Origin of the sequence: Pseudotabrizicola algicola (assembly GCF_010915705.1) — a bacterium.
Classification (GTDB): Bacteria; Pseudomonadota; Alphaproteobacteria; order Rhodobacterales; family Rhodobacteraceae; genus Pseudotabrizicola; species Pseudotabrizicola algicola.
The window spans coordinates 415,232-428,950 of the sequence record NZ_JAAIKE010000003.1; the positions used below are offsets into that span (position 1 = coordinate 415,232).

The 13,719-nt window shown below is 65.9% G+C and carries 11 protein-coding genes and 1 tRNA gene; 10 read left to right on the forward strand and 2 right to left on the reverse strand.

The window, feature by feature from the left end; genetic code table 11:
• Nucleotides 1-48 precede the first annotated feature (48 nt).
• Nucleotides 49-651 (reverse strand): TetR/AcrR family transcriptional regulator, encoded by a 603-nt coding sequence (locus tag G3572_RS11635; RefSeq protein WP_164611957.1) that lies wholly within the window; start codon nucleotides 649-651, stop codon nucleotides 49-51.
• Between the two features lie 88 nt (nucleotides 652-739).
• Here G3572_RS11635 and G3572_RS11640 point away from each other — a divergent pair, with 88 nt between their 5' ends.
• The 4 genes from G3572_RS11640 (at nucleotide 740) to G3572_RS11655 (ending at nucleotide 8,106) form a co-directional block, all read left to right on the forward strand.
• Entirely contained in the window at nucleotides 740-1,207 is a 468-nt protein-coding gene (locus tag G3572_RS11640) for a (2Fe-2S)-binding protein (protein WP_164611959.1), read from the forward strand.
• Nucleotide 1,208: 1 nt separating this feature from the next.
• A complete protein-coding gene (locus tag G3572_RS11645) occupies nucleotides 1,209-3,431 on the forward strand; it encodes a xanthine dehydrogenase family protein molybdopterin-binding subunit (protein WP_164611961.1) in 2,223 nt (740 codons plus the stop codon).
• A 291-nt stretch (nucleotides 3,432-3,722) separates the two neighbouring features.
• Complete coding sequence (locus G3572_RS11650) at nucleotides 3,723-7,304, forward strand: hydantoinase B/oxoprolinase family protein (RefSeq protein WP_164611963.1); 3,582 nt, start codon at nucleotides 3,723-3,725, stop codon at nucleotides 7,302-7,304.
• An 88-nt stretch (nucleotides 7,305-7,392) separates the two neighbouring features.
• On the forward strand, nucleotides 7,393-8,106 hold the full coding sequence (locus G3572_RS11655; protein ID WP_164611964.1) for a tellurite resistance TerB family protein: 714 nt from the start codon (nucleotides 7,393-7,395) through the stop codon (nucleotides 8,104-8,106).
• 107 nt (nucleotides 8,107-8,213) lie between these two features.
• Here the strand turns inward: G3572_RS11655 and G3572_RS11660 are convergent, their stop codons facing one another.
• Entirely contained in the window at nucleotides 8,214-9,593 is a 1,380-nt protein-coding gene (locus G3572_RS11660) for a cytochrome P450 (protein ID WP_164611966.1), read from the reverse strand.
• Nucleotides 9,594-9,715: 122 nt separating this feature from the next.
• Here G3572_RS11660 and G3572_RS11665 point away from each other — a divergent pair, with 122 nt between their 5' ends.
• The 6 genes from G3572_RS11665 (at nucleotide 9,716) to nusG (ending at nucleotide 13,681) form a co-directional block, all read left to right on the forward strand.
• Nucleotides 9,716-10,318, forward strand: a complete 603-nt coding sequence (locus G3572_RS11665; protein ID WP_164611969.1) for a hypothetical protein — start codon at nucleotides 9,716-9,718, stop codon at nucleotides 10,316-10,318.
• A gap of 120 nt (nucleotides 10,319-10,438) precedes the next feature.
• Entirely contained in the window at nucleotides 10,439-11,614 is a 1,176-nt protein-coding gene (gene tuf, locus G3572_RS11670; protein WP_164611971.1) for an elongation factor Tu, read from the forward strand.
• A 262-nt stretch (nucleotides 11,615-11,876) separates the two neighbouring features.
• Nucleotides 11,877-12,527, forward strand: a complete 651-nt coding sequence (locus G3572_RS11675) for a CatB-related O-acetyltransferase (RefSeq protein WP_164611973.1) — start codon at nucleotides 11,877-11,879, stop codon at nucleotides 12,525-12,527.
• Between the two features lie 38 nt (nucleotides 12,528-12,565).
• A tRNA-Trp gene (locus G3572_RS11680) sits at nucleotides 12,566-12,641 on the forward strand.
• A 112-nt stretch (nucleotides 12,642-12,753) separates the two neighbouring features.
• Entirely contained in the window at nucleotides 12,754-12,948 is a 195-nt protein-coding gene (gene secE / locus G3572_RS11685; protein WP_164612542.1) for a preprotein translocase subunit SecE, read from the forward strand.
• 199 nt (nucleotides 12,949-13,147) lie between these two features.
• Nucleotides 13,148-13,681, forward strand: a complete 534-nt coding sequence (nusG, locus tag G3572_RS11690; RefSeq protein WP_164611975.1) for a transcription termination/antitermination protein NusG — start codon at nucleotides 13,148-13,150, stop codon at nucleotides 13,679-13,681.
• Nucleotides 13,682-13,719 lie beyond the last annotated feature (38 nt).

Genomic DNA, 13,719 nt, shown 5'->3' on the forward strand with positions numbered 1-13,719 from the left:
AGGGCTCAAGGCACCGCCGCGCATTGGCCAGGTGCCTGCCCCTCCGCCCTATCCCGCAATCGCCCGCGCAAACAGCCGCGCCAGCTGGCGCTGGCCCTGCCGATAGCCCTCCAGCGTCTGGCCCGGAAACTTCAGCCCCATCGCCGAGACCATGATCGTCCGCGCCACCGCCTCGGGCGCACCGATTCCCTCGGCCATCGGCAGTCCCGCAAGCCAGCGCGCCAGTATCGCCACCTTGCGCGCCGATGCCGCATCGGCCAGATCGCGCGTCACATTCATTCCGGCGTCCAGCAGCTCTGCCCCGTGCGGCGCGCTCAGCACCACATCCATGAACTTGCCATCCTTGGCCAGAAAAGCCGCAGCCAGCGCCTCCTCGGGGCTTTGCCCCGGCACGGCCAGCGCCGCCTCCAGTGCGGCCACCGCCTCGGAGAAATACCGCTCGGCAAGGCTGCGGAACACATCCTCCTTGTTGCGGTAGTGCAAATACAACGCCGAGCGTGACATCCCCGCCCCGCGCGCGATGTCATCCATCGTGGTGCGGCGATAGCCATAGCTCGCAAAGGCATGAAAGGCCGCGTCAAGGATCATGTCCTGACGGTCAGCCACACGGCCCGTCCCCGCAGGGGACAGCTTGTCATCCTCGATGCTCATGCCCAAGCTCTGTCGAAACCGCTCTCCGATGTCAATTGACATTATGACATTTCGCGCTCATTTTGTCAGAAGCCACAAGGAGGCCCCCATGCCCACAACCCTCACCGTGAACGGCACCCGCGCCACCGTCGATCTGCCCGATGACACGCCGCTCCTCTGGGCGCTGCGCGACGGGCTGAACCTCACCGGCACCAAATACGGCTGCGGCGTCGCCGCCTGCGGGGCCTGCACCGTGCTGGTCGACGGCGTGGCGCAACGCTCCTGCCAGACCGCACTGGCCGATGTGGCGGGGGCAACCGTCACCACCATCGAAGGTCTTGGCACCCCCGCCGCGCTCCATGCGGTGCAGGCGGCATGGATCGACCATCAGGTCGCGCAATGCGGCTACTGCCAGTCGGGCCAGATCATGCAGGCCGCCAGCCTGCTGGCCGAAAACCCCAACCCCTCCGCGCAAGAGATCGACGACGCGATGGATGGCAACCTCTGCCGCTGCGGCACCTATCCCCGCATCCGCGCCGCCGTGCAGGATGCCGCCAGCCGCCTGAAGGAGGTGTGACATGGGCCGCCTGCGCACCATCGCCCGCCGCACCTTCCTCATCGGCTCGGCCGCCATCGTCGGCGGGGTGGCCTTCGGCACCTATGCCTATCGCAAACCCCATGCCAACCCCATCGCGGGCGCGGGCATCGGGGCCATCACGCCCTATGTGCTGATCGACCCCGAAGGCGTCACCATCATCACCCCCCGCGCCGAAATGGGGCAGGGCATCCACTCCACCCTCGCCGCGCTGGTGGCCGAGGAACTTGACCTGCCGTGGGATCAGGTCCGCGTCATGCACGGCCCCCCCGCCGCCGCCTATTACAACGCCGCCATGCTGGAAGAGGGCGTGCCCTTCGCCCCCACCGACGAAAGCTGGCTTGCCGAAACCGCACGCGGGGCGATGGCGATTCCGGCCAAGTTCCTTGCGCTGCAAATCACCGGCGGCTCCACCTCCACGCCAGACGCCTATGAAAAGATGCGCGCGGCAGGGGCCGTGGCCCGCGCCGCGCTGGTGCAGGCCGCCGCCCGCCGCCTTGGCGTGGGGGCCGACACGCTCACCACGCAAGACGGCGCGGTGATCGCCGCCGACGGCACCCGCATCCCGTATACCGACCTCGCGGTCGAGGCTGCGGCCAGCGACCTGCCCGCCGTTCCACCGCTCAAGCCGCGCGAAAACTGGAGGCTGCTCGGCACCTCCCTGCCGCGCATCGACATGGTGGAAAAATCCACCGGCACCGCGCAATTCGCGGGCGACATCCGCTTGCCCGGCATGCGCTTTGCCACCGTGCGCATGAATCCGGCCATCGGGGCCGCAATGAACGGCTTTGACGCCACCGCCGCCCTCGCGCTGCCGGGGGTGGAGCAGGTGATCGACCTTGGCCGTGGTGTCGCCGTGGTCGCCAACACCACTTGGGCCGCGATGCAGGGCGCAAACGCCATCACCTTCGATTGGGCCGCCGCCAGCTACCCCGCCACCAGCGAAGACATGCGCGCCCAGATCGCCGCCGCCTTCGCCGCTGAAACGGTCGATGCCACCCCCCGCAATGATGGCGATGTAACGCAGGCCAAGGGCCAGACCCTGCAGGCCGAATATCACGTCCCCCCGCTCGCCCATGCCACGATGGAGCCGCAGCAGGCCACCGCCCATCTGCAAGACGGGCGGCTGGAGCTTTGGGTCGGAACTCAGGCCCCCGGCTTTGCCCGCAAGGCCGCCGCCAAGGCGGCAGGCTTGGCCGAAGAAAACGTCACCCTGCACACCACCCTGATGGGCGGCGGCTTCGGCAGGCGCAGCGAGCTTGACGCTTCGGTCTATGCCGCGCAGGTGGCCGCCGCGATGCCGGGCACTCCGGTTCTGGTCACGTGGTCGCGCGAGGAAGACATGGCGCAAGGCCCCTTCCGCCCGATGGCCAGCGCCCGCTTTGCGGGCAGCGTCGCCGATGGCCGGATCGAGACCTTCGATCTTGCCATCGCTGCGCCCTCGATCATGGAAACCTTTGGCGAGCGGTTCGGCGTGCCGATGGCAGGCCCCGACAGCACCCTGTCACAGGGCGCGTGGGAACAGCCCTACACATTCCCCAACTACCGCGTCACCGCCCACCGCGCGCCGCGCACGGTGCCCTTAGGCTTCTGGCGCTCGGTCGGGGCGTCGCACAACGGCTTCTTCCACGAAGGTGCGGTCGATGAACTGGCGCATCTGGCGGGGGTGGACCCGCTCGAATTCCGCTTGCAGCACATCACCCACGCGCCCTCGCGCCGCGTGCTGGAAGCGGTGGCCGACATGTCGGGCTGGGGCGCACCGCGCCCGAACCGCGCGCTGGGGGTGGCGTTCGTGCTGTCCTTCGGCGTCCCCACCGCCGAGGTGATTGAGGTGGAAGACACGCCGCAAGGCATCCGCCTCACCGGCGCTTGGGCGGCGGTCGATGTCGGCACCGCGCTCGATCCGCGCAACATCGAATCGCAGGTTTCCGGCGCGATGGTCTTTGGCCTTTCTGCCGCGATCAACGGGCAGATCACCTTTGCCGGCGGGCATGTGGAACAGCAGAACTATTGGGATTACGAACCCCTGCGCCTCCACCAATGCCCCGAGATTGGGGTGCGGATACTGGAAACCGGCAGCAAGATCCGTGGCATCGGCGAGCCCGGCACCCCGCCCGCCGCGCCCGCCCTCGCCAACGCGCTCTTCGCCCTCACCGGCACCCGCGCGCGCGAACTGCCCCTGTCGAAAACCTTCAGCTTCGCCTGACCCTGCATCCCCGCCGCCTCTCTGGTGGCGGGGTGAGACGCGAGCCGCCCGCCCGTTGCCGCCCGTGCCCAAGCCTCGGGCGGGGAAATGCACTTGGCGGTAACGGCCCATCTCTGCGCCAGCTCCCCTCACGTGGCCCTGCGCGGGAAAGTCTGAACAACTCGTTAACGCGCTAACTTAACCCATTGATTTAACAGGGGCAGAGGCTGTGTAACACAGCGGTCCGCCAAACCCCCGTTGACAGCGCCCCCCACATGCCCCACCCAAAAGGGGGGCAAAAAGGGGGCGATCATGGCGGCGGCGTGGGAATTCTGGATCGACCGGGGCGGCACCTTCACAGACGTCGTGGCCCGCCGCCCCGACGGCAGGCTGGAGACCCGCAAGCTCCTGTCCGAGAACCCCGAACGCTACCCCGATGCCGCCGTGCAGGGCATCCGCGAGTGCCTCGGCCTGACCGCCTCCGAACCGATCCCCGAGGGGACCATCGCGGCGGTCAAGATGGGCACGACCGTGGCCACCAACGCCCTGCTGGAGCGCAAGGGAGAGCGGGTCCTCCTCCTCATCACCCAAGGCTTCGCAGACCTGCTGCGGATCGGCACGCAGGCAAGGCCCGATCTCTTCGCCCTCCACATCCGGCGGCCTGACCTCCTCCACGAACAGGTGGCCGAGGTGCCGGGGCGGCTCGATGCCGAAGGGGTGGAGATCACCCCGCTCGACGAGGCCGCCACCCGAACCGCCCTCCGCGCCGCCTACAGTCAGGGCATCCGCGCGGTCGCGGTGGCCCTGATGCACGGCTACCTCAACCCCGCGCACGAGGCCCGCGTGGGCGAGATCGCGGCCGAGGAAGGCTTCACCCAGATCAGCCTGTCCCATCAGGTCAGCCGCCTGTCCAAGCTGGTGGCGCGGGGCGCTACCACGGTGGTCGATGCCTACCTCTCGCCGATCCTGCGCCGCTACGTGGCACAGGTGGAGGGCGCGCTGGACATGGGGCGCGCGACCGGACGGCTGCTGTTCATGCAGTCCTCGGGCGGGCTGACCGAGGCACACAGGTTCATGGGCAAGGATGCGATCCTATCCGGCCCTGCCGGCGGGATCGTCGGCATGGTGCAGACGGCCAAAGCTGCGGGGTTTGACCGGCTGATCGGCTTTGACATGGGCGGCACCTCGACAGACGTGAGCCATTACGCCGGGGCCTATGAGCGCAGTTTCGAAACCGAGGTGGCGGGCGTGCGGATGCGCGCCCCCATGATGGATATCCATACCGTCGCGGCAGGGGGCGGCTCGGTCTGCACCTTCCGCGACGGGCGCTTGCAGGTGGGGCCGGAAAGCGCGGGTGCCAACCCCGGACCCGCCGCCTACGGGCGCGGCGGACCGCTGACGATCACCGATTGCAACGTGGTGCTGGGCCGCCTGTCGCCCGCGCATTTTCCGGCGGTCTTTGGCCCGGACGGCACCGCACCGCTGGACGCCGCCGCCGCCCTTGCGCGCTGTGCCGCGATCAGTGCCGAGATCGCCGCCAGCACCGGCCAGCCGCAGATGAGCCCGCAAGACCTTGCCACGGGGTTCCTCCGGATCGCCATCGACAACATGGCCAACGCGATCAAGAAAATCTCGGTCCAGCGCGGGCATGATGTCACCGGCTACACCTTGCAGTGCTTTGGCGGGGCAGGGGGGCAGCATGCCTGCGGCGTCGCGGATGCGCTCGGGATGACGCGGGTGTTCATCCACCCCTTTGCGGGGGTGCTGTCGGCTTTTGGCATGGGGCTGGCCGAGATCCGCGCCCTGCACGAGGTGCAGTTCGACGCGCCCATCGAGGCGATGCGCGAGGCCGAGGCGAAACTGGCCGAGATCAAGGAACAGGTGCGCGCCGAGGTGGCGGCCCAAGGCGCATCTGCGCCGCGCCTGCTCGCCCGCGCGCACCTGCGGTATGAGGGCTCGCACCAACCGCTGGAGGTGGCGTTTGCCGATGTCGACAGCATGCGCGCCGCATTCGAAGAGGCGCATCGGGCACGTTTTGGTTTTGTCTCGCCCGAACGGGCGCTGCTCTTCGAGATGCTGGCGGTGGAAGCGATCGGGGACGGCGCCGCCCTGCCGCCCGCCTTCGCTCCTGACGGGCCGGCCAGTCCCCTGACTCAGCAGGCTGTGTGGTTCGACAAATGGGCCGAGGTGCCGCTGTATGACAGGGCGCATCTGCCCAAGGATACGCGGATCGAGGGACCCGCCATTCTGCGCGAGGCGACGGGAACGGTGGTGCTGGCGCCGGGCTGGGATGCACGGGTGGACGCGGCGGCCAATCTGGTCTTGGAGCGCAGGGTTCCGATCACCCGCGCGCCTGCGGTCGGCACCCATGCAGATCCGGTGCTGCTCGAGGTGTTCAACAACCTGTTCATGTCGGTGGCCGATCAGATGGGGGCCACGCTTGCCAATACGGCATGGTCTGTCAACATCAAGGAGCGTCTCGATTTTTCCTGTGCCATCTTCGACGCGCAGGGTGATCTGGTGGCCAATGCGCCGCATGTTCCGGTGCATCTGGGCAGCATGTCGCATGCGGTGAAAACCGTGATCGCCGCCACCAAGGGCCACGCGCGGGACGGGGATGGCTGGATGCTCAACAGTCCCTACAACGGCGGTACCCATCTGCCCGATGTGACCGTGATTACGCCGGTCTTTGTCGATGGCACCCCTGCGTTCTGGCTGGGATCACGCGGGCACCATGCCGATATCGGCGGGCGCACGCCTGGATCATCGCCGCCGGACAGTCGCCATATCGACGAGGAAGGCGTTCTGATCGATCTGTTTCCGCTGGTGGATCAGGGACGGCTACGCGAGGCGGAGACGCGCGTGCTTCTGTCCTCGGCGCGCTATCCTGCGCGGTCGGTGGAACAGAACATGGCCGACCTGAAGGCGCAGATTGCCGCCAATGAAACCGGACGACGCGAGTTGTTGCGGGTGGTTGCGGCTTATGGGGCCGAGGTGGTTTCGGCCTATATGGGCCATGTGCAGAACAATGCCGAGGAATCTGTGCGCGCGGTCATCGCGGGGCTGGAGGACGGCACCTTTGCCTATCCGATGGATATCGGCACCACGATCAAGGTTATGGTGCGGGTGGACCGCGCCAAGCGCGAGGCGGTGGTGGATTTCACCGGCACCAGCGCCCAGCATGCCGGGAATTACAACGCTCCGGCAGCGGTGGCGCGGGCCGTTGTGCTCTATGTCTTCCGCACCCTTGTGGGCAAGGCCATTCCGCTGAACGAGGGCTGCCTGCGGCCGCTGACGATTGTGCTGCCGGAAGGGACGATGCTGAACCCGCGTCCCCCTGCGGCGGTGATTGCCGGCAATACAGAGGTGTCGCAGGCGGCCTGCAACGCACTTTACGGTGCCTTGGGGGTCATGGCCTGTTCGCAGGGCACCATGAACAATTTTGTCTGGGGCAACGCGCAGTTCCAGAATTACGAAACCATCGCCGGTGGCACCGGGGCCGGGCCGGATTTCAACGGCTGCGCTGCGGTGCAGAGCCATATGACCAACACGCGGATGACCGATCCGGAAATCCTTGAAAAGCGCTTTCCGGTGCGGCTGGAGTCCTTTGGCATCCGGTACGGATCGGGCGGCGGGGGAGAATGGGCCGGAGGCGATGGCGCGGTCCGCCGTCTGAGGTTTCTGGAGCCTGTCACAGTGACCACGCTTTGCGGCAGCCGCGAGGTTGCGCCCTTTGGCATGGCGGGCGGCAGGGCGGGTGCCTTGGGCCGCAACCGCGTGATCTGGCCGGATGGACGGCAAGAGGATTTGGGCGGCAATGCGGAATGCAGCCTGCCCGCCGATGCGGTGTTCGAAATGCTGACTCCGGGGGGCGGCGGCTGGGGCCCCGCGTGAAGGGGCGCAAATCGGCGTGGCCGGGCGTTGCGAAACCACCAGGCTGACCCCATCTGAAACCCGATGTGGGTCTTACAGGAGTGTCATGATGTTCAACGCCAAGTCTTTGCTCGATTCCGTGATCGGTCAGCTCTCGCAGGCCGGCGGCGGCCAGCCGGGGGCGAAAGGCGCCGGTGATCTGGGCCAGAAGGCGAAAGAGATCTGGGGCAATCAGTCGACGCTTGGCAAAGGCGCGATTGCGGGCGGGTTGCTGGGCATTCTGATGACCAAGGGCGGGCGCAAGATGCTTGGCTCGGGGGCCAAGGTGGGCGGGGCGGCGCTGATTGGCGGCCTTGCCTACAAGGCCTATCAGGACTGGCAGGCGGGCAAGGCGGTGACGGCGGAACCCGGTCCGGTCGCCCTGCCTGCGCCCGAGGGAACCCGGTTCTTGCCCACGGATCCGGCGCAGGCCAATGACCTGTCGGCGCGCCTGTTGCAGGCGATGGTGGCCGCAGCAAAGGCCGATGGTCATGTGACCCCGGAAGAGCGCGCGCGGATTGACGCACAACTCGCGGCGCTGGGGCTGGAGGCAGAGGCGGCGGCGCTGGTCGCGGCAGAACTCGATGCTCCGTTGGACGCGGGGCGCATCGCGGCGCTGGCGCGCAACGAAGAGGAAGCGGCGGAAATCTATGCCGCGTCGCTTTTGACGGTGGACAGCACGGGCGCGGCAGAGCGCGGCTATCTCGCTCTCCTTGCCGCACGCCTCAATCTGGACCCGGGGCTGGTGGCGCATCTGCATGCCAAGGCGGAGGCGTTGTCGTAAGGCGCGCCCGGTCGGGAGGCGGCCCCTTGGCCCGGTCCCCGGGGGCGCTGCCCCCGGACCCCCGGAGTATTTGGAAAAGCAGCAAGCCTAAGGTGGGAAGGGCCAGATCAGGCGGGCGTGACGCCGAGCCAGACCCCGCCTTGCGGGCGCAGGGTCAGGATCATCACCGGCTGTGGAAGCTTGCCCGGCACAAGATCGAAACGGAAGCGGGCAAGCAGGGTGGCAAGGATGATCACCGCCTCTTGCAGCGCGAAATTGGCACCGATGCAGATGCGCGGGCCATCGCCAAAGGGCAGATAGGCATAGCGGTCGGCCGGACGGGAGTCGAGGAAGCGGTCGGGATCGAAGCTGTCGGGCCGGTCCCAGAGGACGTGGTGCCTGTGCAGGGCATAGATCGGCAAGATCACCGTATCGCCCGGCTGCACTTCCCGCCCGCAGAGCCGGTCTGCCGCTTGGGCTGTGCGCGACAGGAAAGCCGCCGGAGGATAGAGGCGGAGGGTTTCGTCGACGATCCGGCGGATCAGCGGCAAGGCCGCGACATCCCCCGCCGTCGCGGCACGATCCCCCAGCACCGCTTGCGCCTCGGCGCGGGCGGCAGACTGGACCTCTGGCGCAAAGGCGCAAAGATAGAGCGCCCATGACAGGGTGAGCGCCGTCGTTTCATGGCCGGCAACGATGAAGGTGAGCAGGTTGTCGCGCAACTCCGGTGTGGTCATCTTGCGTCCGGTCTTGGGGTCTTCCCCGGCGAGCAGAAGATCGAGCAGATCGGGCACGCCCGGATTGCCTTCGCTGCGGCGACGCTGGATGGAGCCATCGGCGACGCGCTTCATCTGCCGCATGGCCGCGCCCGACAGCAGGCGGCCCGGACGCGGCACCCAGGCGGGGGCGCCTATGATGTCGAGCAGAGAGACGCGGGCGGTCTGCGCCATGTAATCCTCGATGGCGCGATGGACCGAGGCACGGTCAAACCCCTCGCCATCCGAGAAGGTCACATCCGAGATGACCTCGAAGGTTGCGGTCACCATTTCGTCATAACAGTTGACCGCCCGGCCCGCGCCCTTGGCAATGCGCGAGGCGGCCCGTTCCGCCGCCGCTGTCATCACAGGGGCGAGCGCCGCCACATTCCGATGGCTGAACACCGGCGCGGCGGTGCGACGCTGCCAAAGCCAGTCCTGACCTTCGGCGACAAACAGGCTGTCGCCGATCGCGGGTTCCAGTATCAGTTTGGTTACCACGGATTTGGGGTAGTTTGTTACGTTATCCCGCAAGATATGGCGCAAAGCCTCTGGCTCCATCACCATATGCCAGCGTTTTCCCGTTCGCCCGGACAGGATCGGGGCGTGGGTGGCGATCTCGGGAATCAGTTCGAGGATGTTGCGGCGGCCCGCAGAGAGCGAGCCGAAAACCCCCAGAGGGCGCGTTGCCAGCGGGACTTTCACCGGTTCGGCTTGCGGTGTTTCGCGGGTTATGGGGCGTTGTTCGGTCATGATCTTCTCCGCCTGCTGCACAGGATATAGGCGGATTTGCGCCTCTGTCATCCATAGCCCCCCGCTTGCGCGACCTTGCGCCACGGGCTATCCCGAGACTGACCCCTGCAAGGAAACCGATCATGACCCGTTCGCGCCTGTTCAGCCCGCCTCTGCTTGGCCTTGGCCTGTGCCTCTCGTTATTGCTGGGATGCGCGAAGAATGACCTTGCCGATCCGCCGGTGCCGCTGGGGGATTTCGCGCTTGGGCTGAACATCGTGGTGACCGACAAGACGCAGAAGGTGCCAATCTCGCGCGAGGCATCGGGCGAGGAATGGGAAGCCGCGATGAAGAAGGCGGTCGATGACCGCTTTGGCCGTTACGAGGGAACCAAGCTGTATAACATCGGCATTTCGGTCGATGGCTATGCGCTTGCGCCTCCGGGCATTCCGGTGGTGGCGGCCCCGAAGTCCATTCTGGTGATCACCGCGAATGTCTGGGATGATGCTGCGCAGAAAAAGCTGAATGAAGAGGGTAAGCAGATTACTGTCTTTGAAAGCTTGTCGGGCGATACGGTGATCGGGACCGGGATCACCAGGACAAAGCAGCAGCAGATGGATGCCTTGGCCTTCAATGCGGTGAAGCGGGTCGAGGAGTGGTTTTTGCAAAACCCCGAATGGTTTGGCCTGCCGCCGCGTACGGGGCCTAGCCCTGCGGATGAGCCGACGCTCGTCTCGGCACCCTGAGCGGGCGGTTATGGCAAGTCAGGCTTGATTTCCCCCCGTTTACAGCTTACTTCGCCGCCCGTGTAGCATGGAGCTTGCGCCGGATCGGTGCAGGCCCCCCGAATCCAAAGGCGCTGGCGAATGGCAAAGGCAAAGTTTGAACGGACCAAACCGCACGTCAACATTGGCACGATTGGCCACGTTGACCACGGCAAGACGACGCTGACGGCGGCGATCACGAAGTACTACGGCGAATTCCGCGCCTATGACCAGATCGACGGTGCGCCGGAAGAGCGCGCCCGCGGGATCACGATCTCGACCGCACACGTGGAATACGAGACCGCGAACCGCCACTACGCCCACGTCGACTGCCCCGGCCACGCTGACTATGTGAAGAACATGATCACCGGCGCCGCGCAGATGGACGGCGCGATCCTGGTGTGCGCCGCGTCGGACGGCCCGATGCCGCAGACGCGCGAGCACATCCTGCTCGGCCGTCAGGTCGGCATTCCCTACATGGTCTGCTACATGAACAAGGTTGACCTTGTTGATGACGAAGAGCTGATCGAACTGGTGGAAATGGAAATCCGCGAGCTGTTCTCGTCCTACGAATACCCGGGCGATGACATTCCGATCGTCAAGGGCTCGGCCCACCAGGCGATGATCGGCGAGCGCAAGGACATCGGCGAAGATTCGATCCACGCCCTGATGAAGGCCGTCGACGAATACATCCCGACCCCGGCACGCGCTGTTGACCAGCCGTTCCTGATGCCGATCGAAGACGTGTTCTCGATCTCGGGCCGCGGCACCGTTGTCACGGGGCGTGTGGAGCGTGGCGTGATCAACGTCGGCGACGAAGTCGAGATCGTCGGCATCCGCGACACCAAGAAGTCGGTCTGCACCGGCGTCGAGATGTTCCGCAAGCTGCTGGACCGTGGTGAGGCTGGCGACAACGTCGGCGTGCTGCTGCGCGGCATCGACCGTGAAGGCGTGGAGCGTGGTCAGGTGCTGTCGAAGCCGAAGTCGGTGACGCCGCACACCAAGTTCGAAGCTGAAGCCTACATCCTGACCAAGGAAGAAGGCGGCCGTCACACGCCGTTCTTTGCGAACTACCGTCCGCAATTCTACTTCCGCACCACCGACGTGACCGGGATGGTCCAGCTGCCGGAAGGCACCGAGATGGTGATGCCGGGCGACAACCTGAAGTTCAACGTCGAACTGATCGCCCCGATCGCGATGGAAGAAAAACTGCGCTTCGCCATCCGCGAAGGCGGCCGCACCGTCGGCGCAGGCGTGGTGTCGAAAATCATCGCCTGAGCCACTTTAGGCTTAGTGATCGAAGGGCGCGCGGGGTTCTGCGCGCCCTTTTTCTTTGGTGGCTGCGGGGGGCGAAGGCGCTGCCTGCCTGCCGGCACAGCCTGCGGGGCGCTGCCTTGCGCGTGGACGGGCCAAAGCGGCCTTGGGGCGGCGGCTTGTCGGCGCGGTCCCGTTGCGCTACCCTGCCGGAAAGCCAATGGAGGATGACATGGACCTGACTGCCTGAGCCGTTCTTTCGACGTTCAGACCGACAGGAGAATTCATGCCATTTCTTGACCCGAGCGCGCGGCATCCGCTGGTGTTTCCCGATGGGCGCGCACACCGCCAGATGGTGCATCTGAACCGGGTGATCGATCACCCGAACATGGTCATCGGCGATCACAGCTATGCCAATGACTTTGACCCGCCGCAGGACTGGGCAGCGCATCTGGCCCCCTATCTCTATCCCGGCGCCCCCGAGCGGCTGGTCATCGGGCGGTTCTGCCAGATCGCGCATGGTGTGCGGTTCATAACGGCCTCCGCCAATCACGCCATGGACGGCTTCACCACCTATCCGTTCGGTGTCTTTGATCCCGGGACGCTGGCGGCTTATCGCGGCAGCTTCGCCGGTTTGCCGGACACTGTCATCGGTCATGATGTCTGGATCGGGCATGGCGCGCTGATTCTGCCGGGGGTGACCTTGGGCAATGGTGTGATCGTCGGGGCAGGGGCGGTGGTGGCGCGCGATGTGCCCGATTACGCCATTGTGGCCGGAAATCCTGCCCGCGTGCTTCGCCTGCGCTTTGCGCCCGAGGTGATCGCGCGCCTTCTGGCACTGTCGTGGTGGGACAAGCCGCTGGCGCTGATCGAGGCGGCGCTCCCTGCGCTTGTCGGGGCCGATATCGACGCGCTGGAATTGGCGTTTGCCCCTTGACGGGCGCACTGTCCTGCCGTAACCCACCGCCCAAGGATAGGGGTATAGCTCAGTTGGTAGAGCGACGGTCTCCAAAACCGTAGGTCGCGGGTTCAAGCCCTGCTGCCCCTGCCATCCTCCCGCACAATGCGTTTGTCTTCTGCCGGTGCCGTGATGCGGTTCCGGCTTGAATTCGCCGGTGCAAGCGCGTATCTGACCCCGTGAAATCAGGATGACCGGACAGCTCATGGCAAAGACCAACCCCCTTCAGTTTGTTCAGCAGGTGCGCGGCGAAGTGGCCAAGGTGGTCTGGCCGACCCGGCGTGAGGTGGTGCTGACCACGATCATGGTGTTCATCATGGCCGCCCTGACCGCGACCTTCTTCAGCCTTGTCGATCTGGGCATCCGCACGGCACTCTCGGCGGTGCTGACCGCATTCTGATCGGCGCTTCACGCGTTAGCCCTTGAATTCCAAGGCCGGCGGGGGTATTCCGCCCCCTGTTCAAGGGCGATCCGGCGCGCAATGATTCGTGTTGCGCGCTGTTTTTTGTTCCTTCGAGACGATAAGCGGTTTTCGTAAGTCGTTGGAAATACATGAATTTCGGGCGTCGCGGCGTTCGGGCAGACAGGGTGAAGCAGGCATGGCCAAGCGTTGGTATTCGGTGAGCGTTCTCTCGAATTTCGAGAAGAAAGTTGCCGAACAAATCAGGACGGCCGTGGCAGAGGCCAATCTGGGCGAAGAAATCGACGAGGTTCTGGTCCCCACCGAAGAGGTGATCGAGGTTCGTCGCGGCAAGAAGGTGACGTCAGAACGCCGCTTCATGCCCGGCTATGTGCTGGTGCGGATGGAGATGACGAACCGGGGCTATCACCTGATTTCGTCGATCAACCGCGTCACCGGGTTTCTTGGCCCGCAGGGCAAGCCGATGCCGATGCGGGATTCGGAAGTGAACCAGATCCTGAACCGTGTCGAAGAGGGTGAAGCCGCGCCGCGCAACCTGATCCGCTTCGACGTGGGCGAAAAGGTCAAGGTGACCGACGGGCCGTTCGAAGGCTTTGACGGGATGGTCGAGGATGTCGATGAAGAGCACAGCCGCCTGAAGGTGTCGGTGTCGATCTTCGGCCGCGCCACCCCGGTTGAACTGGAATTCACTCAGGTCACCAAAGGGGTCTGAGTGCAGCGTGTGGGAGGCGAGCGCCGCGTGCTAGCGCG

Coding starts and splice junctions, on each gene's coding strand:
- G3572_RS11635 (WP_164611957.1), bottom strand. CDS start 651: ATGAGCATCGAGGATGACAAGCTGTCCCCTGCGGGGACGGGCCGTGTG.
- G3572_RS11640 (WP_164611959.1), top strand. CDS start 740: ATGCCCACAACCCTCACCGTGAACGGCACCCGCGCCACCGTCGATCTG.
- G3572_RS11645 (WP_164611961.1), top strand. CDS start 1,209: ATGGGCCGCCTGCGCACCATCGCCCGCCGCACCTTCCTCATCGGCTCG.
- G3572_RS11650 (WP_164611963.1), top strand. CDS start 3,723: ATGGCGGCGGCGTGGGAATTCTGGATCGACCGGGGCGGCACCTTCACA.
- G3572_RS11655 (WP_164611964.1), top strand. CDS start 7,393: ATGTTCAACGCCAAGTCTTTGCTCGATTCCGTGATCGGTCAGCTCTCG.
- G3572_RS11660 (WP_164611966.1), bottom strand. CDS start 9,593: ATGACCGAACAACGCCCCATAACCCGCGAAACACCGCAAGCCGAACCG.
- G3572_RS11665 (WP_164611969.1), top strand. CDS start 9,716: ATGACCCGTTCGCGCCTGTTCAGCCCGCCTCTGCTTGGCCTTGGCCTG.
- tuf (WP_164611971.1), top strand. CDS start 10,439: ATGGCAAAGGCAAAGTTTGAACGGACCAAACCGCACGTCAACATTGGC.
- G3572_RS11675 (WP_164611973.1), top strand. CDS start 11,877: ATGCCATTTCTTGACCCGAGCGCGCGGCATCCGCTGGTGTTTCCCGAT.
- secE (WP_164612542.1), top strand. CDS start 12,754: ATGGCAAAGACCAACCCCCTTCAGTTTGTTCAGCAGGTGCGCGGCGAA.
- nusG (WP_164611975.1), top strand. CDS start 13,148: ATGGCCAAGCGTTGGTATTCGGTGAGCGTTCTCTCGAATTTCGAGAAG.